Source organism: Lacticaseibacillus kribbianus (assembly GCF_020180945.1).
Taxonomy (GTDB): domain Bacteria; phylum Bacillota; class Bacilli; order Lactobacillales; family Lactobacillaceae; genus Lacticaseibacillus; species Lacticaseibacillus kribbianus.
Window position 1 is genome coordinate 31,686 of the sequence record NZ_JAIPUL010000004.1, and the last position, 25,668, is coordinate 57,353.

Consider the following 25,668-nt stretch of genomic DNA (forward strand, 5'->3'; position numbering starts at 1 on the left):
TCCGGCTCCGGGCCGGGGCGGCGGAACGCGTGGGGCTCCCCTGAGCCCGTGCCGGTCTCAGGACCCGCCCTTGCACTAAGCCGGTAAGAACCACCGGCTAAGTGCAATGTCACGCTGGCTCGCCCCGGCCCGAAGCCTCCAGCGGCAGCGCGGTTGAGCCTCCGCCCTACATTGCAGCATCTGGAATCAGTCGTGCAGCTGGTAGTGGCCCAGCCCCTTGTACTGCTGGAGGTCAAGCTCGGCTGCAAAGGCGCCGTTGCGCCTCATCAATCGGGGTGTGAGTCTACATTTGAGCTGAACTCGATTTCCGGTAATCCTGGTGATCGGTTGTCCCGGATGACATGATTGATGAAGCTGGCGCGGTGTCAGGCTGTTCCAATCGGTCGGGCAGCCCAACCGTTCTGTCGGCCGGGCAGGCACCGGCTTTGCCCAAAGCAAACGCCGCGGCGCGTGACTTTTGGGGCAGGGCCTTTCATTGAATTATGAACAATGCTAAAATGACTAGGATACTGTCAGGTATTATGCGCATATCAACATGACAGAGAGGATATTTTACATGGCGAACGTTCTAAAGACATGGGTAGAAAGCGACAAGCGCGAGGTTGCTCGGCTTGGGAAAATCGCAGATAAGGTTCAGAAATACGAGGATGAGTACGCCGCGCTGAGCGACGAGGAACTCCAGGCCAAGACGCCGGCGTTCAAGGAGCGGCTGGCCAACGGCGAGACGCTCGACGACATTTTGCCGGAGGCGTTCGCGGTGGCCCGCGAAGGCGCCAAGCGCGTCTTGGGTCTGTTTCCGTTCCGCGTTCAGATCATCGGTGGCATCACGCTGCACGAAGGCAACATCGCCGAGATGAAGACCGGGGAAGGGAAAACCCTGACGGCCACGATGCCGGTGTACCTGAACGCGCTTGGCGGCAAGGGCGTTCACGTGGTCACGGTCAACGAGTACCTGAGCGGCCGTGACGCGACCGAAATGGGCGAGCTGTACAGCTGGCTCGGCTTGACCGTGGGCCTGAACACCCACGACATGAGTTCCGACGAGAAGCGCGCGGCCTACGACTCGGACATCACCTACTCGACCAACAGCGAGCTTGGGTTCGACTACCTGCGCGACAACATGGTGGTTTACAAGCAGCAGATGGTTCAGCGCCCGCTGAACTTCGCCATCGTCGACGAGGTCGACTCCATCCTGGTCGATGAGGCCCGGACGCCTTTGATCATTTCCGGTGGGGCCGAGAAGAGCAACGGCCTGTACATCCGCGCCGACCGCTTCGTGAAGACCCTCAAGGAAGAGGACGACTACACGATCGACTGGCCGACCAAGACCATCTCCCTGACCGAAAACGGGATCCGCAAGGCCGAGAAGATTTTCGGTCTGAAGAACCTTTACGACACGGAAAACACCGCGCTGACCCACCACATGGATCAGGCCCTGCGTGCCAACTACATCATGCTCAAGGACATCGACTACATGGTGTCCGACGGCGAGGTGCTGATCGTCGACCAGTTCACTGGGCGTGCGATGGAGGGCCGGCGCTTCTCCGACGGCCTGCACCAGGCGATCGAGGCCAAGGAAGGCGTCGAGATCCAAGACGAGAACGCCACCATGGCGACCATCACCTACCAGAACTTCTTCCGCATGTACAACAAGCTGTCCGGGATGACCGGGACGGCCAAGACGGAAGAGGAAGAGTTCCGCGAAATCTACAACATGAACGTCATCTCGATTCCGACCAACAAGCCGGTGATCCGTGTCGACGCGCCGGACATTTTGTACCCGACGCTTGACGCGAAGTTCCGCGCCGTCACCGAGGACATCAAGGAGCGCCACGCCAAGGGCCAGCCAATCCTGGTCGGCACGGTTGCCATCGAGTCCTCCGAGCGCCTGTCCGCGCTGTTGGACGAGGAGAACATTCCGCACAGCGTCCTGAACGCGAAGAACCACGCGCGCGAGGCCGAGATTGTCATGAACGCCGGCCAGCGCGGCGCCGTCACCATCGCGACCAACATGGCCGGGCGTGGGACCGACATCAAGCTCGGCCCCGGCGTCACCGCAGTCGGTGGCCTGGCCGTCATCGGCACCGAGCGCCACGAAAGCCGCCGCATCGACAACCAGCTGCGCGGCCGTTCCGGGCGCCAGGGCGATCCGGGCGCGACCCAGTTCTACCTGTCTTTGGAAGACGACTTGATGAAGCGCTTCGGCTCCGAGCGCATCAAGGCGATGCTCGACCGCTTCAAGGTTGAAGACGACGAGCAGGTGATCCGCAGCCGCATGATCAGCCGCTCCGTGGAATCCGCCCAAAAGCGCGTCGAAGGGAACAACTACGACACGCGTAAGAACACGCTGCAGTACGACGACGTCATGCGCGAACAGCGCGAGGTCATCTACAAGCAGCGCCAGCAGGTCATCAACGAGACCGACACCCTGCGTCCGGTCCTGATGGCGATGATCAACCGCTGCGTCTCCCGCATCGTGCAGGCGCACACCCAGGGCGAGCAAAAGACCTGGGAGCTTGACGCGATTTACGACTACGTGACCTCCAACATGGTGTCCGAGGAGGACCTCGACCGCAAGGACCTCGACGGCAAGTCCCAGCAGGAGCTGATCGACATGCTGATGGGGCTGGCCGAGGCCAACTACGACGAGAAGCTCAAGCAGCTGGGCGACAAGGACCAGATGCTCGAGTTCGAGAAGGTTGTCATCCTGCGCGTGGTCGACTCCCTGTGGACCGACCACATCGACGTGCTGGATCAGCTGCGCCAAAGCGTCGGCCTGCGCGGTTACGGCCAGATGAACCCGCTGGTCGAGTACCAGGAAGAGGCCTACCGCATGTTTGAAGAGATGATTGCCAACATGGACGATGGGGTCACCCGCCTGTTCATGAAGGCCCAGATCCGCCAGAACATCCGGCGGTAGCCAAGACAGCCAGGGCGACCTGGCTGTTCTTGTCTGCAGCAGCACTCACGAAAGGAAGTTTTACCACCATGGAAATGGCAGAAATCAGAAACACCCTGGCCCAGTTACGGACCAAAATAAATCAGTTTAGGGGGTCGCTTTGACCTCGATGCGCTGAACGAACGCATCGCCGAAAATGAGGGCCGCATGGCCGAACCCGGCTTTTGGGACAACCGGCAGCGCGCCCAGGAGGTCATCGACGCCAACAACGCGCTGAAGACCAAGCACGACAACTTCATCGAGCTGCAAGACGCGCTGGACGATCTGGACGTCGCCTTCGAGCTGTTGCAGGAGGAGCAAGACGCCGACCTGCACGCGGAGGTCGAGCAAGACCTCACCGCGCTTCAGGAGCGGATGACGCGCTACGAGCTGACGCTTTTGCTCAGCGGCCCGTACGACGCCAACAACGCGATCCTCGAAATTCACCCCGGCGCCGGCGGCACGGAGTCGCAGGACTGGGGCTCGATGCTGCTGCGCATGTACCAGCGCTGGGCGCAGCAAAACGGCTACTCGGTGGAGGTCGCCGACTACCTGGCCGGCGACGAGGCCGGCATCAAGTCGGTCACGCTGCTGATCTCCGGGGAGAACGCGTACGGCATGCTGCGCTCCGAAAAAGGGGTGCACCGGCTGGTTCGCATCTCGCCGTTCGACTCGGCCGGGCGGCGCCACACCAGCTTCGCCTCGGTCGACGTGATGCCGGAGCTCGATAACAGCATCGACATCGAGATTCGGCCCGAAGACATCAAGATGGAGGTCTTCCGCTCAAGCGGGGCCGGCGGTCAGCACATCAACAAGACCTCAAGCGCCGTGCGGCTGATCCACATTCCGACCGGGATCGTGGTGTCCAGCCAGGCGCAGCGCAGCCAGTTCCAAAACAAGGACACGGCCATGGGGATGCTCAAGGCCAAGCTGTACCAGCGCGAGCAGGAGATCAAGGCCAAGGAGGCCGCGGCCATCAAGGGCACCCAGATGGAGGTCGCCTTTGGCTCGCAGATCCGCTCGTACGTGTTCCACCCTTACACGATGGTCAAGGACCACCGCTCCAACTATGAAACCGGCAACGGGCAGGCCGTGATGGACGGGGACCTCAATCCGTTCATCTACGCCTACCTGCAGTGGGAGCTTTCGACCGCCAACCCGCAGTGATTAACTGTAACAAGGCTGTTATCGGTTTGACGTATTGGCATGCTATACTTTGGCCATAGTTACAAAAAGGAGCGAAATCCATGATTCAATTGAAAAATGTGATGAAGCAGTACGACAACGGCGTCATCGCGATCAAGGGCCTGAGCCTGACGGTCGACGCCGGCGAGTTCGTCTACCTGATCGGCTCTAGTGGCGCCGGCAAGTCGACCTTCATCAAGATGCTGTACCACGAGCTGACCCCGAGTTCCGGGACCATCACGGTCGGCGAGTACGATTTCGCCAAGATGGGCGCCCGCGACGTGCCGATGTTTCGGCGCAAGCTCGGCGTCGTGTTCCAGGACTTCAAGCTGCTGCCGCGGCTGACGGTGTACGAGAACGTCGCCTACGCCATGCAGGTCATCGAGACCCCGGACGCGGACATCAAGCCGCGTGTGCTGCACGTTTTGAAGCTGGTCGGGCTTGAGCAAAAGCTGCGCCGCTTCCCCAACGAGCTGTCCGGCGGTGAGCAGCAGCGCGTCGCGATTGCCCGCGCAATCGTCAACGACCCGCAGGTGGTGATTGCCGACGAGCCGACCGGGAACCTCGACCCCGACACGTCGGAGGGCATCATGGAGATTCTCGAGCGCGTCAACGAGGCCGGCACCACGGTGATCATGGCCACCCACAACCGCGAGATCGTCAACGGGCACCCGCACCGCCTGCTCGAAATCGCCGGCGGCCGACTGATTCGCGACGAACAGGGAGGGAGCTACGGTAATGAAGCCTAACGTATTCAAGCGTCACGTCATCGACTCCCTCAAGAGTCTGCGCCGCAACGGCTGGATGTCGGTGGCCGCGATTTCCGCGGTGACCGTCACCCTGCTTCTGGTCGGAATTTTCCTGACCCTGATCGCCAACGTCAACCGCGCGTCCAGCCAGATTGAAAACGACGTGCGCGTGCGCGTCTACATCCAAAAGGGCACGACCAAGACCCAGCAGGCGACTTTGAAGAAGCAGCTCAAGGCGATGCCGCAGGTCGAAAAGATCACGTTCCGCTCCTCCAAGCAGGAGCTCAACACCATCGTCGGCACGTACGGCACCCAGTGGAAGATGTTCTCCGGCGACCAGAACCCGCTGACCAACATTTTCCTGGTCGACACCAAGAAGCCGACCCAGACCATCACCGTGGCCAAAAAGGCCGAGAAGCTCAAGCACGTCTCCGAGGCCTCTTACGGCGGTAACACCGCCAAGAAGCTGTTCGCCACGGTTTCCGCGATTCAGCGGTGGGGCATCGGCTTCACGATCCTTCTGCTGTTCGTCGCGGTGTTCCTGATCAGCAACACCATCCGCATCACCATCCTGTCGCGCGAAGACGAGATCCGCGTGATGCGCCTGGTCGGGGCGACCAACAGCTACATCCGCTGGCCGTTCCTGCTCGAGGGCGCCTGGACCGGGCTGTTCGGCTCGATTCTGCCGATGCTTGTGGTCGATTTCGGCTACGGGCTGGTGTACCGCAACGCCAACTTCACCGTTGCCGGCAACGGCTTCTCGCTGTTCCCGACGCTGCCGTTCCTGTTTTGGCTCGACCTCAGCGTCGCGCTGATCGGCATCGTCATCGGTGCGCTCGGCGCCGTGGTCTCCATGCGCCGCTTCCTGCGCATCTAACATTCTATAAATCCAAGGACCGCTCACGTGAGCGGCCCTTTTTGGTAGAGGGCGGAGCAAGGCGAACTTAGGCCACCGGCTAGCGTAAGGACAGCACTTGGGGCGCACTTTGCCCCGAGTGCTGTCCTTAGCTGGACGAGTGGCCGTTGCCTTGCGCAGCCCGTTTGGGGTAGAGGGCGGAGCAAGACGAACTTAGCGGGTCGGATGGCCTAGCCCAGACGCTTGGGCCGTACTTTGGCTCGAATACCGGACTTAGCTAGACGAACCGGCGCTGCCTTGTGTAGCCCGTTTGGTAGCGGGCGAAGTCCAGGGCGGCCGCTTTGGCCGAATGTAAATCAGGATTTACAAGACGTTTACCCGATTTTTGCAGTCAAGCGTTCCATGCTATACTAAACTGAGAAGGGAAAGGTGCGGGCACATGCGGATTCTGATTTCGATGGTGGGGCCGGTCACGCTGGTCGGACTCGCCGTGGCACTATTTTGGCGGTGGTGGCGGGTGCGCCACGAGCGTGCCGTGTTCCTGACGGCCATCGATCGCCACTGGACCAACTGGTGGGCGGGGCTGATCGGCGGCGTTGCACTGGGCGTCGTCGTCAGTGGCGTCGCCGTGCTGCTCGGCCTGATGCTGCCGCCGGCCGCAACGCTTGCGCTGTCCGGACTGTGCGTGCTGGCCCTGCTGCTGTCTTGGGCGGGCTTTGGCGCCTGGGGGCTCGGGCTGGCCGGGCTGGTCGTGGTTTTGGCCACGCGCTACCTCGACTGGCCGCCGCTTGAGGCGCCCGGGGTGGCCTGGGCCTGGCGGCTTGCCGGACTGGTCGGGCTGCTGTGGCTGGGCAACGGGGCGCTGGTGCGCTGGCTGAACCCGCCGATCGACGTGCCGAGTGTCGCGGCATCGCGGCGCGGGGCGCGGGTGGCGACGTACACGCGGCGGCAGTTCTACTGGGTGCCGTTGGTGCTGCCGGTGCCGGGGGCGTGGTTGGCCGCGCTGCCGTACTGGCCGCAGCTGAGCATCAGTGATCAGCACTTCGCTTTGATTGGGCTGCCGCTGGTGCTCGGCCTCGCGCTGACGACCCGCAAACAGCTGCCGAAGACTGCGCTGAAGCCGATCGGCCGCGCCTACCTGATTGCGGGCGCGCTGGCCCTGGTGCTCGGCGTGGTCGGCAACCTGCGGCCCGCGTTCGGGCTGTGGGTGCTGGGCGGTCTGGCCGTGCTCGGGCTGGCGCTTGCGGTGGCCACGCGCGTTGCGGCCCGCGCCGGGGCGGCCTTCGTGTCGGAAACCGGCAGCGGGGTGCGCCTGGTCGCCGTTTTGCCCGACACGCCGGCGGCCAAGATGGGGCTTGAGGCCGGCGACATTGTGCTGTTGGCCAACCAGGTGCCGGTGAGCACGCAGGCGGCGCTGTACGCGGCGCTTCAGGCCCACCCGACGTACTGCCGGCTGAAGGTGCAGCGCCTGGACGGGCGCATCAAGCTGGCGGAGACCGCGATTTACGCCGGCGCCCCGCACGAGCTGGGGATGGTCACCTTCGATCCCAACGAGACGCCAGACGTAGACTAGGAGGACGCAATGAAGAAGATCTTAGTGGTCGATGACGAACCCGCCATCGTGACGCTGCTGAAGTACAACCTCGAAAAAGAGCACTACGGGGTGACCACCGCCGCGGACGGGGACACGGCGCTGAGCCTGGCGCTGCAGGGGAGCTTCGACTTCATCATCCTGGACCTGATGCTGCCGGGGCTGGACGGCTTCGAGGTGACGCGCAAGCTGCGCAACGCCAACAACGCGACGCCGATCATGATTCTGACCGCCAAGGACGATGAGACGGACAAAATCGTCGGCCTGGAGCTCGGCGCCGACGATTACGTCACCAAGCCGTTCTCGCCGCGCGAGATCATTGCCCGACTCAAGGCCATTGACCGGCGCGTGCAGGCGGCGCAAAACCCGACCGGCACGCCGCGCATCACCATCGGCGAGCTGACCATCGACCCGGACAACATGCGGGCGACCAAGGCGGATGTGCCGCTGACTTTGACGCCCAAGGAGTTCGAGCTGCTGGCCTTTTTCGCCACGCGGCTGGGCAACATCCTGTCGCGCGAGGCGATTTTGAACGGCGTCTGGGGCTTCGACTACCCGGCCGAGACGCGGATGGTGGACATTCAGGTCAGCCACCTGCGCGACAAGATTGAAGACGACGCCAAGCACCCGGTCTACATCAAGACGGTGCGCGGCTTCGGGTATCAGATGGAGGTGCCGCATGATTAAGGTCATTCGGCGCTATGCCTGGGTTTGCGTTGCGGCAATCTCGGGCTTTTTCTTACTACTCATGGGGGCCGACCACGTGCTGTACACGCAGCAGACCGCGCACCTGCAGGCGGTGTACCGCACCTACGCGGACCTCGGCGGCACGCAGAGCCTGGCGGTGTCCTTGGCGAAGGACAACCACGTGACCATCACGCGGCTGACCGGCAAGCCCGCCACCCAGCGCGAGGACCTGCTGCAGGACCTGGTGGACCGCCAGCGCACGATCATCGACCGCTCGACGGTGCTTCTGGTCGGCAACCGGCCGGAGCAGATTTACGTCGGCCGGCGCGACAACATCTTCGTCGGGGTCTGGCAGAAAAAGGCCACGTTGTTCGGCGTCGCCCCGCAGCTCGGCGTCGCCTTTGTGCTGCTGTATGCGGCGGGGTGCGCGGCGCTTGCCGGCTGGCTGCTCCGGCGCAACCGCTACTGGCACGGGCACGTCGCGCAGATGGCGCACAACGTCGCCGCCATTCGCAAGGAGCACCCGATCGAGCCGATCATCGCCAGCCCCGGCTCGCCCTTTGCGGTGCTGACCCGCGAGATCGAGCGCCTCGACGCGACGGCCGCGCACCTGCGGCAGAAGGTCGCGCTGCGCCAGGCCAGCTTCGACCGCCTGATCGACCACCTGCCGCAGGGCGTGATGCTGATTGACGCCGATCGTAGCGTGCTTTTGGCCAACCCGGCGATGCAGCAGTTCGTCGGCCACGAGATCTCGCCGCGCCAGCACAACTACCTGGACGACGTGAAGACCTACGCGCTCGCGCGGCTGATCGAGCACACCTACCGCAGCCGCAAGTCGCACCACCAGGAGGTCACGCTTTTGGCCACCCAAAAGGCGGTCGACGCCAACGTGGTCGCGCTGACCGGCACCGAGCGGCTGCAGGTGCTGGTGATCCTCTACGACGTGTCCTACCTGCGCCAGGTCGAGCAGATGCAGCTGGACTTCGTCGGCAACGTCTCGCACGAGCTCAAGACGCCGGTCACGGCCATCAGCGGCTTCACCGAGACGCTGCTTGACGGCGCGAAAAACGACCCGGAGGCGCTCGACCAGTTCCTGACTATCATCCACGACGAGAGCCTGCGCCTGACCCAGCTGATTCAAGACATCCTGACGCTGTCACGGCCGGACGGCGCGCAGCAGGCGGAGGTCGTCGACGTCGCCGGGCTGGTCCAGCGCGCCCTGCAGCCGCTGCAGGACCCGCTGGCCGCCAAGCACCTGACCGTGACCACCGACATCACCCCGGGGCTTGCCGTGCCGACCGTGCCGGCCAAGCTGTCGCAGGTGGTGCGCAACCTGCTGAACAACGCGGTGTTTTACAACCGCGACGGCGGCACCATCACCATCACGGCCAAGGCCGACAAAACCGCCTGGCACCTGGCCGTGAAGGACACCGGCATCGGCATCCAGGCCGCGGATCAGGCGCGCATCTTCGAGCGCTTCTACCGCGTCGATAAGGCCCGCAGCCGCCACAACGGCGGCACGGGGCTGGGCCTGGCCATCGTTCACGAGATGGTGCAGCAGCTGGGCGGCGAGCTGAAGCTGGACAGCCAGGTCGGCGTCGGCTCGACCTTCACCGTCACGCTGCCGCTGACCGTGGTCTGAGGGCCGGACTCCGGTCCGAACTGACCGCTGCTTCCTGCTTCGGGCCGGGGCAATGGTCCGCGTGGGGCTCTCCTGAGCCCAAAGTGCGGTCTCAGGACCCGCCCTTGCTGTTAAACAGGCAAGAAGCGCCTGTTAATAGCAATTTCACGCTAGCTCGCCCCGGCCCGAAGCTTCCAGCGGCGGTCGGTTCGGGCCTTCGTCCTACACAGCGGGGAACTGATCCGAACGATTGCCGTGGGGTCGCCTCATGCGAGGCTGATGGCAATCCGACACTGAATCGTGAGGTTGCGGCTGCTCGCCACGAGGCTGTAGTTTGTCCCGGAGCCCGTGCGTCACACGAAACCCGAATGATTTTACATGAATTTTACAATCGCTCGGCGGAGTTTTTACAATGGCTTGTTAAACTGGTGAGAGTTACGAATTCGGAGGGTCCAACGTGAAGAAAATTCTCGCTTTCCTGGCTGCCGCAAGCCTCGCCTTGCTGGCCGCGTGCGGCACCAAAGACAACGGCGAAGCCATCACCGCGGTGGGCTCAAGCGCCCTGCAGCCCCTGGTGGAGGCCGCGGCCTCGCAGTTCCAGACCGACAACCTCGGCGTGTTCATCAACGTGCAGGGCGGCGGCAGCGGCACCGGGCTGTCGCAGATCCAGCAGGGCGCCGTCGAGATCGGCAATTCCGACCTGTTCGCCGAGGAGAAGGCGGGCATCGACGCCAGCAAGCTGGTCGATCACCGCGTGGCGGTGGTCGGCATCGCGCCGATCGTCAACAAGCAGGTCGGCGTCACCAGCCTGACCGTGGTCCAGCTGCGGCGCCTGTTCACCGGCGAGATCACCAACTGGAAGCAGGTCGGCGGGCCGAACCTGCCGGTGGTGGTGGTCAACCGGGCGCAGGGGTCGGGGACCCGGGCGACCTTCGAGAAGTGGGTGCTGCAGGACCGCCAGCCCAAGGCGGCCCAGGAGCAGGACTCCACGGGGATGGTGCGCTCGATCGTCGCCAGCACCCCGGGCGCGGTGTCCTACGTCGCGTTCTCGTACGTCGACAAAACCGTGCAGGCGCTGGCCCTCAGCGGCGTGAAGCCGACCGACACCAACGTCGCGACCAACGCGTGGCCGATCTGGTCTTACGAGCACATGTACACCCGCGGCAAGCCGACGGGGCTGACGAAGCGCTTTTTGGCCTACGTCGAGTCGCCGGCGACGCAAAATCGCCTCGTGGCGAAGATGGGCTACATTCCCATGACGAAGATGCAAGTGGAACGCGACGCGGACGGGAACGTCACCAAGCGCTAGGAGGAAGCCATGGATCCAATCAGAGAAGCAATGCTGCACCGCTCGCGAGCGGCCAAGATCGAGCGCCGCGGGAAGCTGATCAGCCTCTTTTGCATCACCCTGATTGTGGTGGTGGTGGTCGCCATCTTCACCTTCGTCGCCTCGCGCGGCCTGGCCACGTTCTTCACCGACGGCGTCAACCTCTGGTCCTTTCTGAGCAAGACGACCTGGGCGCCGGCGGTCAAGGACGCGCACGGCGCCGCGCAGGTCGGCGCGCTGCCGATGATCGTCGGGTCCTTCGGTGTGACGCTGCTGTCCGCCGTCGTGGCGACGCCGTTTGCGGTGGGCGCGGCGATCTTCATGACCGAGATTTCCCCAACCCTGGGTAAAAAGGTCCTGCAGCCGGTCATCGAGCTGCTGGTCGGCATCCCAAGCGTCGTGTACGGGTTCATCGGCCTCTCGGTGGTCGTGCCGTTCATCCGCCACGTCTTCGGCGGCACGGGTTTTGGCATCCTGGCCGGGACCTTCGTGCTGTTCGTCATGATCCTGCCGACGGTGACGTCGATGACCGTCGACGCCCTGAAGGCCGTGCCGCGCCACTACCGTGAGGCCAGCCTGGCCCTCGGCGGCACGCGCTGGCAGACCATCTCCCGCGTGGTCGTGCGCGCGGCGATGCCCGGCATCCTGACCGGGATCGTCTTCGGCATGGCCCGCGCGTTCGGCGAGGCCCTGGCCGTGCAGATGGTGATCGGCAACGCCGCACTGCTGCCGCACAACCTGATCAGCCCGGCGGCCACGTTGACCTCCGTTTTGACCTCCGGCATCGGCAACACCGTGATGGGCTCGCTTGAGAACAACGCGCTGTGGTCGCTGGCGCTGCTGCTGCTCCTGATGTCCTTGGCGTTCAACCTGCTGATCCGCTGGATCGGCAAGAAGGGGGAGATGAAGTGATGGATCCCAAGAAAGTCGACAAGCTCGCCACCGGCGTGCTGTACACCATCGCCGGCGTGATCGTCGTGATCCTCGCCAGCTTGCTGGGCTACATCCTGCTTCAGGGGCTGCCGCACGTCTCCTGGCACTTTCTGACCAGCCCCGCCAAGTCGTTCGAGGCCGGCGGCGGCATCGGCATCCAGCTGTTCAACTCGTTTTACCTGCTGCTGCTCTCGATGGTGATCTCGGTGCCGCTGGCGCTGGGCGCCGGCATCTACCTGGCCGAGTACGCCAAGAAAAGCTGGGTGACCGACGTGATCCGTACCGCTATCGAGATCCTGAGCTCGCTGCCGTCGGTGGTGGTCGGCCTGTTCGGCTTCCTGGTCTTCGTGCTCCAGTTCCACTTCGGCTTCTCCATCCTGTCCGGGGCGCTTGCCCTGACCATGTTCAACCTGCCGCTGTTGACCCGCAACGTCGAGGACTCGCTGCGCCAGGTCAGCTTCACGCAGCGCGAGGCCGGGCTTGCCCTGGGTCTGTCGCGCTGGGAGACGGTGATCCACGTGATCATTCCCGAGGCGCTGCCCGGCATCCTGACCGGGATGATCCTGGGCGCCGGGCGCGTGTTCGGTGAGGCGGCGGCCCTGATCTACACCGCCGGCCAAAGCGCGCCGGCACTGGACTTCACCAACTGGAACCCGCTGAACATCGCAAGCCCGCTGAACCCGTTCCGCCCGGCCGAGACGCTGGCGGTGCACATCTGGAAGATCAACTCGGAGGGCATCCAGCCCGACGCCGCGGCGGTGTCCGCCGGCGCCTCGGCGGTTTTGATCATCGCCGTGCTGCTGTTCAACGTGCTGGCGCGCTTCTTGGGCAACCGCCTGTACAAGAAGATGACCGCGGCCTGACGCCGCGCCAAAGGAGACCCGATGCAAACTCAAACTTACGCCCTGGACGATCGCTACATCAAGGAACTGGACCGCAAGCACCACGAGATCGCCATCGAAACCAATGATCTGAAGGTCTACTACGGCGAGCACGAGGCGATTCACGGCGTGTCGTTGCCCTTCGAGCGCTTCAAGATCACCGCGCTGATCGGCGCGTCCGGCTCAGGTAAGTCGACGTTTCTGCGCTCGCTGAACCGCATGAACGACACCATCGACGGCACCCGGGTGACCGGTGAGATCATGTACCGCGGCATCGACATCAACAGCGCCGCGGTCGACGTGTACGAGATGCGCAAGCACATCGGCATGGTGTTCCAGCGGCCCAACCCGTTCGCCAAGTCCATCTACGACAACATCACCTTCGCCCCGCGCCGCTTCGGGGAAAAACGCAAGGCGGTGCTCGACGAGCTGGTCGAAACCAGCCTGAAGCAGGCGGCCCTGTGGGACCAGGTCAAGGACAACCTGCACCAAAGCGGGCTGTCGTTGTCCGGCGGCCAGCAGCAGCGCCTGTGCATCGCCCGCGCGATCGCGATGAAGCCCGACGTGCTGTTGATGGACGAGCCGGCCTCGGCGCTTGACCCGATCTCCACCTCGACGGTCGAAGACACCCTGATGGCGCTCAAGGACCAGTACACCATCGTGATCGTCACCCACAACATGCAGCAGGCCGCCCGCATCAGCGACTACACCGCCTTTTTCTACGCGGGGCAGGCCATCGAGTTCGACGAAACCAGAAAGATCTTTACCCGCCCGAAGATTCGCGCCACGGATGATTACGTGTCCGGGCACTTCGGCTAAGGAGGCCCAGATGAGCAATCCCGTGATTACCAGCCGCGACGTGCACCTGTTTTACGGCAAGTTCGAGGCGCTGCTTGGCATCGACCTTGACTTCAACCGCAACGAAATCACGGCCCTGATCGGCCCCAGCGGCTGCGGCAAGTCGACGTACCTGCGCACGCTCAACCGCATGAACGACCTGATTCCGGGTGTCACCATCACCGGCGACATTCGCCTGGACGGCCAGGACATCTACGCGCCGAGCCAGGACGTGGTCGCGCTGCGCAAGCAGGTCGGCATGGTGTTCCAGCAGCCCAACCCGTTTCCCTTTTCCATCTACGACAACGTCTGCTACGGCCTGCGCCTGGCCGGCGTGAAGGACCGCGCGACCCTGGATTCGGCGGTCGAGACCAGCCTGAAGCAGGCGGCAATCTGGGACGAGGTCAAAGACAAGCTTCACAAGTCGGCGCTGTCGTTGTCCGGCGGCCAGCAGCAGCGCGTCTGCATCGCGCGGGTGCTGGCGGTGCAGCCGTCCGTGATTCTGATGGACGAGCCGACCAGCGCCCTGGATCCGATCTCGAGCACCCAGATTGAAAATATGCTCTTGGAACTGCGCGAGCGGTATACGATAATACTGGTGACCCACAACATGCACCAAGCGTCGCGCATCTCGGACCGCACCGCCTTTTTCCTGCAGGGCCGGCTGGTCGAGGTCGACGCGACGAAGCGAATCTTCCTCAATCCCGCCCAAAAGGAGACGGAAGACTACATTTCGGGCCGCTTCGGCTAGCGGCGACAGCCTAGGAGGACAAGACATGCGACGGCTTTTTGAAGATGAACTCAACGAACTCCACGTGCGCTTTTCGGAGATGGGGATGATGGTCAACGAGGCCATTTTCAAGTCCGTCAAGGCGTTCGTGAATCACGACAAGGCGCTCGCCCACACGGTGATCGAGGATGACCAGCACATCAACAAGCGCGAGGTTGACCTGGAAAAGCGCAGCTTCGAGATGATCGCGCTGCAGCAGCCTGTGACCTCGGACCTGCGCATGATCGTGACCATCATGAAGGCCAGCTCCGACCTCGAGCGGATGGGCGACCACGCGGTGTCCATCGCCAAGTCCACCATTCGGGTCAAGGGCGAGGTGCGCACGCCGGAGATCGAAAAGGTGATCGCCGACATGGCCGCCGCCGTCAAGCGCATGGTCGATGAGGTCCTCGACGCTTACGTGCGCGAGGATGAGGTGCGCGCACGCGAGATCGCCGAGGAGGACCACGGCATCAACGGCTACTCCACGCAGATCTACCACCTGTGCATCGACGAGATGACCAAGGACGCCGACACCATCGTCAGCTCGATGGACTACATGCTGGTGTCGTCTTACCTCGAGCGCATCGGCGATTACGTCACCAACATCTGCGAGTGGATCCTCTACCTCAAGACCGGTAAAGTGGTCGAGCTCAACTCCAACGCCAAAGAGGATGTCCTCTGACTTGAAAGGCCCGCAGTGCGGGCTTTTTTGCTCGCCCGAGCGCGGGCGCGGCTTGCGACTGCGCCGCCGTGCGTACCGCAGGTAGACGCCACTTGTCGCGGTGAGCGGGTGGGGGACTCACGGCCTTGGTGGGGCTGAGGCAAAAATCAACCTTAGGACCTATGCGCGAACTTGACGAGGCTGGCATACTATAGCTACAGAGGCAGTCAAAACGTGGAGGTAATACCATGAATGAACGTGAACGGATTTTAGATTTAGTGAAGCAGGGTGTGATCACCAGCGAAGAAGCCTTGGTGCTCCTCGAAAACCTCGCGAAGGCGAAGGCCAAGACCCCCACTTCCGCACCCGAAGACGCCGCAGCCGACCAGACAAACGAGCAACAACCCACCGCAGATGATGATTCAACTCAAGACACGCCCAAGGAGACCCCGACCGAGGAGGCCCTCGCACTCTTGAACACGCAGCTGGCCGAGCTGGCCGGCAACCTCGACGCCGCCCAGGCCCAGGTCAAAAGCGTGAACGCCAAGCTCGCCGCCAACGCCGAGCAGATCATCGTGCTGGACACGATGGAGGACCTCGACACCCTGTCTGAGGAGAAGTACAAGGAGCGCGGTCGCCTGAAGCAGGAGAACCTGACGTTGACGACCAAGCAGGCGGAGCTCACCGAGCAGGTCGCGACGCTCAAGACCAAGATCGCCGAGCTCAACCGTGAAAAGCACCAGCTGACCAAGAAGACCTTCACCGACAAGGTGCTGCCGGACGACTGGCAGGACCAGGCCAAGGACGCGCTGAACGACATCGGCAAGACCGTCAACGACGCGACGCTCCAGATCGGCTCGCTGGTCAAGAAAACGATGAACAACGTGCTGGACAACGTGGACTGGAAGGACGTCACGGTGCGCGTGCCGGGCATCGCCACGGAGCGCTTCAGCCACACCTTCGATTTTCCGGACAGCAAGGCCAGCATCTTGGACCTCAAGGTGGCCAACGGCGACATCACCATCGACACCTGGGAGCAGGCCGGCATTCAGGTGAACGCCGAGATCAAGCTCTTCGGCAAGATGCAGGCGGACACCCCGCTTGAGGCGTTCCTGGACCGCAGCCACATCGAGGCCAACGACGACCACCTGGTGTTCCAGGTGCCGAACCGCCGCGTGCAGGCCGACCTGACGATCCACCTGCCGAAGCGCGATTACGACCACGTGGCCGTGCGGCTGCTCAACGGCGGCCTGCTGCTCAACGGCCTGAGCGGTAAGGACTTCTACGTCAAAAGCACCAACGGCGAGCTGACGTTCAACCAGCTGACCGCCACGATGCTCGAGATCGAAGGGGTCAACGGCTCGATCAAGGTCACCGACGGCACGGTGCACGACCTGATGCTCGAAACCGTCAACGGCGACATCAAGGTGTCCAGCGCTGCCAAAACGCTGAGCCTGCAGACGGTCAACGGCACGATTCGCACGACTTTGACCACCGATTTTGACCAGCTGACGGCAAGTTCCGTCAACGGCAACGTCAAGCTTGCGCTGCCGGCCAGCGTCGCGGTGAGCGGCGAGGCCCGCACGCGCTTCGGCGGCGTCAAGAGCCGCATGGCGGGCATCAACGTGTCCGGCAAGGCGAAGTCAGTCACCCTGGACCGTCCAGGCACCGGCAGCGGCCGCCTGAAGGTCACCACGACCAGCGGGAACGTCCAGCTCAAGGACACGGACAACGATTAAGCCTCTGTCTCGGCCGCGTCGTGCTGGCGCGGCTATTCTTATACGACAAACGGCCGCCAGGGATGGCGGTGCAGCAAAGGAGAGATCGATATGCCCTTTCTCATGATTCCCATCATCCTGTTCGTGGCCGGCATCGCCATCATGATGGTGTTCGCCCTCGGCTTCGCCCTGATCCACGTCCTGTTCTGGCCGGTGGTCATCGGCCTGTTCATCTGGTGGCTGGTGCGCCAAAGCGCGCCGACGCCGAGACGGCGGCGGGATCACCCGTACCGCAGCGACCACACGGACTGGCAAAGCCACCTGACCAACGTGCGCAAAGAGGCGCACAACGTCAAGGAGGAGCCGGAGCGGCCGCGGCACCACGTGGACCACGACGACGACTGGAGTGATTTCTAATGCACTTTCTGCGCAAGGTCATTCTGACCACCATCGTGTTCATCGTGTACGCGAACCTGTTTCCGTCCCAGCTGTTCGTCGCCAGCTGGACTGCCGCCCTGACCGGGGCCGTGGTCCTCGGCGTCCTGAACGGGCTGGTCAAGCCGATCCTGAAGGTGCTGTCCTTCCCGCTGACCATCCTGACGCTGGGCCTGTTCCTCCTGATCCTCAATGGCTTCATGCTCAGCCTGATGACATGGTTCGTCTCGGGCATCACCTTCGCCGGCTTCGGCGCCCAGGTCATCTTGGCCCTGGTGCTCAGCGTGGTGAACGCAACGCTCGGCGACGCCGACCGCAACTGATCAGACTTTAAAACCCTAGGCCCGACTGCAAACGCTGCAGCCGGGCCTTTTTGCGTCCAGGGCGAAGAACCGCGGGCTAGCGGGACGGGTAGCCTAGCCGGAGCAACGGGGCGGGCTTGGCCGCGATGGCCCGGCGTCGCTAGCCGCTCCCGCGATGCGGTTGGCAGCCCGACGAAACCAGGGCGAAGAACCGCGGGCTAAGCGGGACGCACAGTCGGCAGGCGCCAATCCACTAATCGGGAACGACTGAGTGGGTGGGGGACAAATTCGCGGTGGTTGATGAGCGACGAGAAGCCTTGCGGGGCAAGGGCTGACGGCAGCTTTCGGGTTGGTCGGTCTCGATTTGGCTTATCGTTGCAACATTAATTTGACAACTAACACCCTAAATTTGACGACTGTGTCACCGCGGTAAAGGGCTTACAATTGAAGCATACATACGCAAGGAGGGATGACGATGCAGACGAAACAGTCCGCGGTCGTCGGGGGTAATAACAAGGGCTTCATCGCCAAGATGAAAAAGAACAGCACGTTTTTCCTGCTGGTCGCACCAGGGACCATCTTCCTGATCATCTTCTTTTACATTCCCGTGTTGGCCAATGTCGTGGCGTTCCAGAATTTCCAGTACTCGGATGGAGGCTTCCTGTACAGCCTGTTCCACAGCCCGTGGGTCGGGTTCCAGAACTTCATCTTCTTCTTCAAGTCCGCCGACTTCTGGCTGGTACTTCGCAATACCGTCGGGTACAACCTGACGTTCCTGCTTCTGAACTTCTTCTTTGCCATTTTCTTCGGCATTGTGATGAGCCAGATGCGCAACATGCGGCTGCTTCGGGTCTACCAGACCTCGATGCTGTTCCCGTACTTCCTGTCTTGGGCGATTCTGGCCTACTTCCTCTACGCCTTCTTGAGCGCGGATAAGGGGATCATCAACCACATCATCACCGGGGCGGGCGGCACGGCCATCGACTTCTACAACACGCCGTACGTCTGGCCGTTCCTGATCGTCTTCATGGGCGTTTGGAAGGGGATCGGCTACAACAGTATCCTGTACTTCGCGACCGCTTCCGGCATCGACCCGTCGTACTACGACGCGGCGATGATGGACGGCGCCAACAAGTGGCAGCAGATTAAAAACGTCACGCTGCCGCACATCCTGCCGATTGCGACGTTGATGCTGATCATCAACATCGGCGGCATCTTCCGGTCCGACTTCGGGCTGTTCTACCTGCTGCCGCGCGCTTCGGGCACTTTGATCAACGTGACGCAGACGTTCGATACCTACGTCTACCGCGCGTTGACCACGACCAGCGACATCGGCATGAGCACCGCGACCGGTCTGATCCAGTCCGTGGTCGGCTCGGTCATGATCCTGGGCTCCAACGCGATTGTTCGTAAGCTGCAGCCGGATTCGGCACTGTTTTAGGAGGCGCGCGCATGGCAAAAAAGAAAAAAGTCGTCAGCGCCGTGGACATCCGCAAGTTCAGCGCCGGCACCAACCTGTTCTTCAACATTTTTCTGGGCATCTTCGCCTTCACCTGCGTGGTGCCGTTCGTCTTCATCATCATCCTGTCGTTGACCAAGGAGTCGGACATCACCCTGTACGGCTACCAGTTTTGGCCGAAGCACTGGACGTTGGCGTCTTACACGTACCTGACCGGTATGGGTGGCCAGGTCGGCAAGTCCTTCCTGATTTCCGTCATCGTGACGGTGGTCGGGACCATCATGAGTTCGACCTTCACGTCGACTTACGCCTACGCGATTTCGCGGCGTGACTTCGACTACAAGAAGTTCTTCACTGTCTTCGCCCTGATCTCCATGCTCTTCACCCCGGGCATGGTGCCGAACTACTTGGTTGTCACGCAGATGCTGCACCTGAAGGACAGCATCTGGGCCCTGATTCTGCCGGCATCCTTCGGGGTGTTCAACGTGTTGATCATGCGGACTTTCTTCCTGACTAACATTCCGGAATCGATCATCGAGTCCGCCCGCATCGACGGGGCGTCTGAGCTGAAGATTTTCCGCAGCATCGTGGTGCCGCTGGCGGTGCCCGGGATTGCGACCATCTCGCTGTTCTCCGCTTTGGGCTACTGGAACGACTGGTTCAACGCGATGCTGTACACGGACAGTCCGGATGTGACGCCGCTGCAGTACCTGCTGGTTAAGATCCAAAACAACATCACGATGTTGACGCAGCAGGCGGCCCAGGGCGGGTCGACCATGGCGGCCGGCACGGAGATCCCGTCTGAAGGCATGCGCTTCGCCGTCGTCGTGGTCGCCACCTTGCCAATCGCCCTGACGTACCCATTCTTCCAGAAGTACTTCGTCAAGGGCATGACCGTCGGCGGGGTCAAGGGCTAGTTATTGAACAGACGCGTCGGGCGGGGCATCACCCGCACGGTACCGCCAGGACTTGCGGCCCCCACCGCGAGTCAGACGCGTCAAATCTTGCACCGCGGCCACCGGTTAAGCTCCCCCTAGCGATCCGAGTGACCCACGGTTGCACCGCGCCTCCGCAAAAGCGGAGGCGTTTTTGTATCCAGGGCGGAGCAGCGCGTACTTAGCCGTTCGGGTAGCGTAAGCGTGGCGCTTTGGACGCAAACGCGGTTTAATTAGGCGAGGAGGCGAGACGATGGATTACTTCTGGTACCAGGCGCAGGCGACGCACCGCGAGCTGAATCTGACCGAGTGCGGCTACCAGCCCTGCAGCGTGCTGGATCACTACACGTATCAGGCGGCGCAGGATTATGTGTTCCACTATGTGGTGAGCGGGCGCGGCACCGCGGTGATCGACGGGGTGCGCCGCGACTATAAGCCGGGGGAGCTGTTCGGCTTCCGCCGCGGCCAGGTGGTGGATTACTGGCCGGCGGCGGGGGATCCCTGGACCTACGCCTGGGTGGCCGCGTCCGGCACGCTGGTGGACGCCCACTTTGCCGCGGTGACGCCGGCGCTTTTGGCGGCGCTGCCGGCTGATGCGGCCGCGGCCTGCGGGGTCGCGCTTGCGGCGGTGACGGAGGTCTGCCGGCCGGTCGGTGGGCGCGAGCTGCAGCGACTGGCCGCGCTGATGGGGTTTCTCGATGTGCTGGCGGAGGCGCTCGCGCTGCCGGTTCGGTCGGCCGACAAGGCGCCGACGCAGCGCCTTGTGACGGACACCCTGGCCTATCTGCACACGCACTATCAGCTGCCGGTGACGGTGGCCGGGCTGGCGGCGCGGGCCGGGGTGTCTCGCGGTTACCTGACGCGCGAGTTCAAGGCGGCGATGCACGTAACGCCACAGCAGTACCTGCTGCGGCTGCGGCTGGCGCAGGCCAGCCACCTGTTGAGAACCACCACGCTTTCGGTGCAGGCGGTGGCCGCGGCCTGCGGGTACCCCGATCCGCTGTACTTCTCGACGCAGTTCAAGCGCGTCTACCTGATGTCGCCGCGCGCGTTTCGGCGGGCGAACGGGGCGAAAAAGGATTGAGCGGGACCTTCCCGGTGACGAGGGGAGAAGGTGGGCGGCCGTTAGTTCTGCCCTCTAATCGGCCCTGCCGGAGAGTCGCAAGCATGATGACGCGCTGTGGTGGCGCGTCTTTTTTGCGCGCGACGAGGTGACATTTTTCCATGTTTGTGGGCCCGTTTTGCGATATGAATGCCGGAGAAAGCGCTGTACAATAGGCACGAATGAGTGAAAGGTGGACTAAACATGACGAAACGTGACTTGCTGGAAGATCCTCAGGCGCTGCGCGAAAACACCGAGCCGGCGCGCAGCTACTACATTCCCTACCCGACCGAGGCGACGGCGCTGAAGGCGAAGCGGCGCACCGAGTCGCCTTGCTTCACGCTTTTGGACGGTGACTGGGATTTTCGCTACCTCCCCGACCTGTCGGCACTGGACGAGCAGTTTTGGGCCGATGGCGATCTGACCACTGACGCGGTGCTGCCGGTGCCTGCGACGTGGCAAAACCACGGCTACGACCACCACCAGTACACCAACGTCTCCTACCCGATTCCCTTCCAGCCGCCGTTCGTGCCGGATGCCAACCCGGCCGGCTACTACCGCCGCAGCTTCACGGTGGCTGACGGCGATGACAGCTGGTACCTGAACTTCGAGGGCAAGGACTCGGCCATGTACGTCTGGGTCAACGGCCGCTACGTCGGCTACGATTCCGTGCCGCACGCCAACAGCGAGTTCGACGTGACGGCCTTCGTGCACCCGGGCGAAAACGATCTGGCGGTGCTGGTGGCCAAGTGGTCGGTCGGCACCTACTTCGAGGATCAAGACAAGTTTCGCACCAGCGGCCTGATTCGCAGCGTCTACCTGCTGGCGCGGCCGCAGGCACACGCCACGACGCTTGACTGGCACACCACGGTGGACGTCGCGCGCGGCACCGGGACACTGACGGTTGACGCCTACGCGGGACCGGCGGCGCGTTACGCGCTGGTCGACGCGGCCGGTCAGCAGCTGGCGGCCGGGGACTGGACGGTCGGCACCGCGATCACGGTGGCCGACTGCGCCTTTTGGAACGCCGAGCATCCGTACCTCTACCGGCTGGTGGTGACGGCCGGGGACGAGGCACTGCCGTTTGACGTCGGTTTCCGCCAGTGGACGCTGGAGGCCGGGGTGCTGAGGCTCAACGGCCAGGCGGTCAAGCTTTACGGCACGAACTACCACGACTCCGACCCGCGGGTGGGGGCGGCGGTGACGCTTGAGATGCAGCGCCGCGACCTGGTGCTGATGAAAAAGCACCACTTCAACGCGATTCGCACGTCGCACTACCCGAAGGCCCCGGAGTTCTACGCCCTGTGCGACCGCATGGGCTTTTACGTCGTGTCCGAGGCCGATGTGGAGTGCCACGGTGCCGGTGACCTGTACGGCGCGGCCAGTGACATGGATCAGCTGGTCGAGGACCCAACCTACGCTAAGCTCGTCTTGGACCGCATCCAGCGCATGGTGACGGCCGACCGGCTGTTCGCCTGCCTCTTCTGCTGGTCGATGGGCAACGAATCCGGCTTCGGGGCCGATCTCGCGGCGGCCTGCCGCTGGACCCATGCGGCCGACCCGACGCGGCTGGTGCACTACGAGGGGCTGTCGGCCAAGGAGGCGGCCGACCCCGAGTCAACGATGGACTTGGTCGACGTGTACAGCCGGATGTACGAGAGCCCGGCCGGCTGCCAGGCGTTTTGCGACCGCTACCCGAAGCTGCCGCTGATGCTGTGCGAGTACGCGCACGCGATGGGCAACGGCCCCGGGGGTCTTGCCGTGTACGACGAGCTCATGCAGCGCTTCGACAACTTCATCGGGGCGTTCGTCTGGGAGTGGTGCGACCACGCGATGGTGATTCCGGGCACCCATCACCTCGGCTACGGCGGCGATTTCGGCGAGTTCCCGGACGCCGGCAACTTCTGCATGGACGGGCTGGTCTACCCGGATCGCCGGCCGCACACCGGCCTGTTGGAGTACCAGGCCACCCACCTGCCGATTGCGCTTGAGGCGGTGCAGGACGGGCAGCTGGTGCTGCACAACCGACTGGACTTCACCGCCGGCGGGGCCTACACGGGCTTTTGGCGCGTCAGCGTGGCCGGGCAGCCCGGGCCGTGGCAGGCGCTGGCACTCACCGGGCTGGCGCCGCACAAGACGGCCACGTTCGCCGTTTCGCTGCCGCGGACGGATGCGCTGCTGTCCGTCGAGTGGACGCTCGGCGAAGCGGGGACCAAGGCGCCGCTTGACGGCGTCGGCATTCAGCAACAGCTGCTGCAGGCGCCGACCTGCGCGCTGCCGGCTCTGGCCGACAAAGGTGAGGCGCTGACCGTCACCCAGACGCCGAGAACTGTGACCGTCACCGGCGCCGGCTTCACCTACGTCCTGGACGCTTTTGCCGGCACCTGGCGTCAGCTCACTCAGGGCGGCCACGACTGGCTGCGCGCACCGATGGCCTGGCAGCTGTGGCGCGCGCCGATCGACAATGACCGCGACCTCGCTGCGGACTGGCGGGCCGCCGGCTACGACCGCGTGGTGCCGCACCGGGGCACCTGCACGGTGAGCGAAAAGGCGGGCGCCGTGGCCATCACCATCGCGCTGACGCTGACGGCGCCCAAGGTCCAGCAGCTCGCGGCCCTGACCGTGACCTGGACGGTGGCGACCAGCGGCCAGCTGCGCGCTTCGGTGCAGGTCACCCGCACGCCTGGCATGCCGGCCTGGCCGCGCTTCGGGCTGCAGCTTTCGCTCGATCGGGCGGCCAAAGCCGAGTACCTCGGCATGGGGCCGATGGAGAGCTACCGCGACAAGCACGAGGCGGCCAGTCTCAACTGGTTCACGACGACGGCCCAGGCGAGCTACGAGCCTTACGTCAAGCCACAGGAGCACGGCAGCCACTACGCCACCCGCGAGCTTGCGGTGACGACCGGCGGCCACCGGCTGCACGTGGCCTTCGGGGCACCGGCCAGCTTTTCCCTGATTCCGTACACCGCCGCCCAGCTGACGGCGGCGGCCCACGACTGGGCGCTTCCGGCAAGCGACGCCGCGATTTTGAGCCTGGATTACGCACAAAACGGCATTGGCTCGGCCAGTTGTGGTCCGCGCCTGCCGGAGTGGGAGCAGTTCACGGACGCCAGCTTCTCCTGGCAGCTGGCGCTTGACCTGACGACGGAGGCGGCGCGATGACGCCGGAGCAGCTAGTCGCCGTGCGGCCAAGCCCTCGACAGCTGGCCTGGCAGCAGCTTGAGTTTTACGGCTTCGTGCACTTCGGTATGAACACAATGACCGACCGCGAGTGGGGCGACGGCACCGAGGATCCGGCGTGGTTCAACCCCGAGCGGCTGGATTGCGACGCCTGGGCCGCGGCGCTTCAGGCCGCGGGGATGCGCGGGGCGATTCTGACCTGCAAGCACCACGATGGGTTTTGCCTGTGGCCGAGCGCCCAGACTGCGCACACCGTAGCCAGCTCGCCCTGGCGCGGCGGCCACGGCGACGTGGTGGCCGAGTTCGCCGCGGCCTGCCGCCGCCACGGGCTGAAGTTCGGCGTGTACCTGTCGCCCTGGGACCGGCACGAGGCGAGCTACGGCAGTGGCGCGGCCTACGACGATTTTTACTGCGCGCAGCTCACGGAGCTTCTGACGAACTACGGGCCGGTGTTCGAGGTCTGGTTCGACGGGGCGAACGGCGAGGGCCCGAACGGCCGGCGCCAGGCCTACGACTGGGCGCGCTACTACGCCCTGATCCGGCGCCTGCAGCCAAGGGCGGTCATCGCCGTGTGCGGGCCGGACGTGCGCTGGATCGGCAACGAGGCCGGCGCGGCCCGTCTAGCGGAGTGGAGCGTGGTGCCGGCGGGCCTGCAGGACGCGGAGAAAACCGCCGCGGCCTCGCAGCAGCAAGAAGACGCCGGCTTCTCGCGGCGCTTCAACTCCAGCCTGCCTGACCTCGGTAGCCGCGCCGTTTTGGCGGACTACGACGGGCCCTTGGCCTGGTACCCGGCGGAGGTGGACACCTCCATTCGCCCGGGCTGGTTCCACCACCCGGCGGAAAACGCCCAGGTGCGCACGGCCGCCGAGCTGTTTCGCCTGTACGCGGCGGCGGTTGGCGGTAACGCCAGCTTCCTGTTGAACGTGCCGCCGCAAGCGGACGGGCAGCTGTGCCCGACGGACGTCGCCAATCTGGCGGCGCTGGGCAAGCGGCTGGCCGCCATGACGCAAAGCGATGTGGCCGGTTCGGCGACCGTGCGCGTGTCCAGCGCTACCGGGCCGTGGCGGGGCATCACGGGCGCCGCTGATTCGGCGGCGCCGACCGCGGCGGCAGCGGCGGCCGAGCTGGCCGCGGCGGCGCAACCAACTGTCCCGCGCGCCTGGCAGGCCGCGGCCGAAGACGACCGGCCGACGGTGACGCTGACTTGGCCCAAGCCGGTTGCGTTCGACACCGTCGCGCTGCAGGAGGACCTGACACAGGGTCAGCGCATCGAGGCCTTCGCGGTTGAGGTGCAGACGCCTGACGGCTGGCAAGCGTGGGGTGAAGGCGAGACGGTCGGCGCCAAGCGGCTGGTGCTGGGGCATTCCTGCACCACCCAGGCGGTGCGGGTAACCATCACCCGGGCGCGCGCCGCCGCGACGCTTGCGCACATCGCCATCATGACGCGGGGTGCGGACGAATGACGCCACGCATTGGGTGTCACACGCGCCCGGACGCGG

Annotated in this window: 21 protein-coding genes; all 21 read left to right on the plus strand. The window is 63.9% G+C overall.

The window, feature by feature from the left end; all coding sequences use genetic code 11:
* Positions 1-556: 556 nt before the first annotated feature.
* The 21 genes from secA (at position 557) to LE416_RS11235 (ending at position 25,632) form a co-directional block, all read left to right on the plus strand.
* Positions 557-2,920 (plus strand): preprotein translocase subunit SecA, encoded by a 2,364-nt coding sequence (gene secA, locus LE416_RS11135; protein WP_225048830.1) that lies wholly within the window; start codon positions 557-559, stop codon positions 2,918-2,920.
* 68 nt (positions 2,921-2,988) lie between these two features.
* Positions 2,989-4,105, plus strand: a protein-coding gene (gene prfB / locus LE416_RS11140) for a peptide chain release factor 2 (protein WP_225048832.1) whose coding sequence is annotated in 2 segments (ribosomal slippage) — positions 2,989-3,060 and positions 3,062-4,105 — 1,116 coding nt in all. Because the reading frame shifts where the segments join, the coding sequence is not laid out codon by codon here.
* Between the two features lie 80 nt (positions 4,106-4,185).
* The gene (ftsE, locus tag LE416_RS11145; protein ID WP_225048834.1) at positions 4,186-4,872 is read left to right on the plus strand and encodes a cell division ATP-binding protein FtsE; all 687 of its coding nucleotides are present in this window, start codon (positions 4,186-4,188) and stop codon (positions 4,870-4,872) included.
* Positions 4,862-5,749: a permease-like cell division protein FtsX gene (ftsX, locus tag LE416_RS11150; RefSeq protein WP_225048836.1), complete on the plus strand. Its 888-nt coding sequence runs from the start codon at positions 4,862-4,864 to the stop codon at positions 5,747-5,749. The genes ftsE and ftsX overlap by 11 nt, the downstream gene beginning before the upstream one ends.
* 418 nt (positions 5,750-6,167) lie before the next feature.
* Positions 6,168-7,301, plus strand: coding sequence for a PDZ domain-containing protein (locus LE416_RS11155; protein WP_225048838.1), 1,134 nt, complete (start codon positions 6,168-6,170; stop codon positions 7,299-7,301).
* A 9-nt stretch (positions 7,302-7,310) separates the two neighbouring features.
* The gene (locus tag LE416_RS11160; protein ID WP_225048841.1) at positions 7,311-8,006 is read left to right on the plus strand and encodes a response regulator transcription factor; all 696 of its coding nucleotides are present in this window, start codon (positions 7,311-7,313) and stop codon (positions 8,004-8,006) included.
* On the plus strand, positions 7,999-9,648 hold the full coding sequence (gene pnpS, locus LE416_RS11165) for a two-component system histidine kinase PnpS (RefSeq protein WP_225048844.1): 1,650 nt from the start codon (positions 7,999-8,001) through the stop codon (positions 9,646-9,648). The genes LE416_RS11160 and pnpS overlap by 8 nt, the downstream gene beginning before the upstream one ends.
* A 436-nt stretch (positions 9,649-10,084) precedes the next feature.
* Positions 10,085-10,936 (plus strand): phosphate ABC transporter substrate-binding protein PstS family protein, encoded by an 852-nt coding sequence (locus LE416_RS11170; protein WP_225048846.1) that lies wholly within the window; start codon positions 10,085-10,087, stop codon positions 10,934-10,936.
* 9 nt (positions 10,937-10,945) lie between these two features.
* Positions 10,946-11,866, plus strand: coding sequence for a phosphate ABC transporter permease subunit PstC (gene pstC, locus LE416_RS11175; protein ID WP_225048848.1), 921 nt, complete (start codon positions 10,946-10,948; stop codon positions 11,864-11,866).
* On the plus strand, positions 11,866-12,750 hold the full coding sequence (gene pstA / locus LE416_RS11180; protein WP_225048851.1) for a phosphate ABC transporter permease PstA: 885 nt from the start codon (positions 11,866-11,868) through the stop codon (positions 12,748-12,750). Before pstC ends, pstA begins: the two co-directional genes overlap by 1 nt.
* 21 nt (positions 12,751-12,771) lie before the next feature.
* Entirely contained in the window at positions 12,772-13,587 is an 816-nt protein-coding gene (gene pstB, locus LE416_RS11185; RefSeq protein WP_225048852.1) for a phosphate ABC transporter ATP-binding protein PstB, read from the plus strand.
* 10 nt (positions 13,588-13,597) lie between these two features.
* Positions 13,598-14,356 carry a phosphate ABC transporter ATP-binding protein PstB gene (pstB, locus tag LE416_RS11190; protein ID WP_225048853.1) on the plus strand — a complete coding sequence of 253 codons (759 nt, stop codon included), beginning with the start codon at positions 13,598-13,600 and terminating at the stop codon, positions 14,354-14,356.
* Positions 14,357-14,381: 25 nt separating this feature from the next.
* Positions 14,382-15,059, plus strand: coding sequence for a phosphate signaling complex protein PhoU (gene phoU, locus LE416_RS11195; RefSeq protein ID WP_225048855.1), 678 nt, complete (start codon positions 14,382-14,384; stop codon positions 15,057-15,059).
* A 227-nt stretch (positions 15,060-15,286) separates the two neighbouring features.
* A complete protein-coding gene (gene liaX / locus LE416_RS11200) occupies positions 15,287-16,777 on the plus strand; it encodes a daptomycin-sensing surface protein LiaX (protein ID WP_225048857.1) in 1,491 nt (496 codons plus the stop codon).
* Positions 16,778-16,867: 90 nt separating this feature from the next.
* The gene (locus LE416_RS11205) at positions 16,868-17,173 is read left to right on the plus strand and encodes a hypothetical protein (protein WP_225048860.1); all 306 of its coding nucleotides are present in this window, start codon (positions 16,868-16,870) and stop codon (positions 17,171-17,173) included.
* Positions 17,173-17,514 (plus strand): phage holin family protein, encoded by a 342-nt coding sequence (locus LE416_RS11210; RefSeq protein ID WP_225048864.1) that lies wholly within the window; start codon positions 17,173-17,175, stop codon positions 17,512-17,514. The genes LE416_RS11205 and LE416_RS11210 overlap by 1 nt, the downstream gene beginning before the upstream one ends.
* Before the next feature lie 448 nt (positions 17,515-17,962).
* Positions 17,963-18,934, plus strand: a complete 972-nt coding sequence (locus LE416_RS11215; RefSeq protein WP_420844389.1) for an ABC transporter permease — start codon at positions 17,963-17,965, stop codon at positions 18,932-18,934.
* Positions 18,935-18,945: 11 nt separating this feature from the next.
* Positions 18,946-19,869, plus strand: a complete 924-nt coding sequence (locus LE416_RS11220) for a carbohydrate ABC transporter permease (RefSeq protein WP_225046898.1) — start codon at positions 18,946-18,948, stop codon at positions 19,867-19,869.
* A gap of 271 nt (positions 19,870-20,140) precedes the next feature.
* Positions 20,141-20,971: an AraC family transcriptional regulator gene (locus LE416_RS11225; RefSeq protein ID WP_225048865.1), complete on the plus strand. Its 831-nt coding sequence runs from the start codon at positions 20,141-20,143 to the stop codon at positions 20,969-20,971.
* Between the two features lie 222 nt (positions 20,972-21,193).
* On the plus strand, positions 21,194-24,151 hold the full coding sequence (locus LE416_RS11230) for a glycoside hydrolase family 2 TIM barrel-domain containing protein (RefSeq protein WP_225048866.1): 2,958 nt from the start codon (positions 21,194-21,196) through the stop codon (positions 24,149-24,151).
* Positions 24,148-25,632 (plus strand): alpha-L-fucosidase, encoded by a 1,485-nt coding sequence (locus LE416_RS11235; protein WP_225048874.1) that lies wholly within the window; start codon positions 24,148-24,150, stop codon positions 25,630-25,632. Before LE416_RS11230 ends, LE416_RS11235 begins: the two co-directional genes overlap by 4 nt.
* The last annotated feature ends 36 nt before the right edge of the window (positions 25,633-25,668 follow it).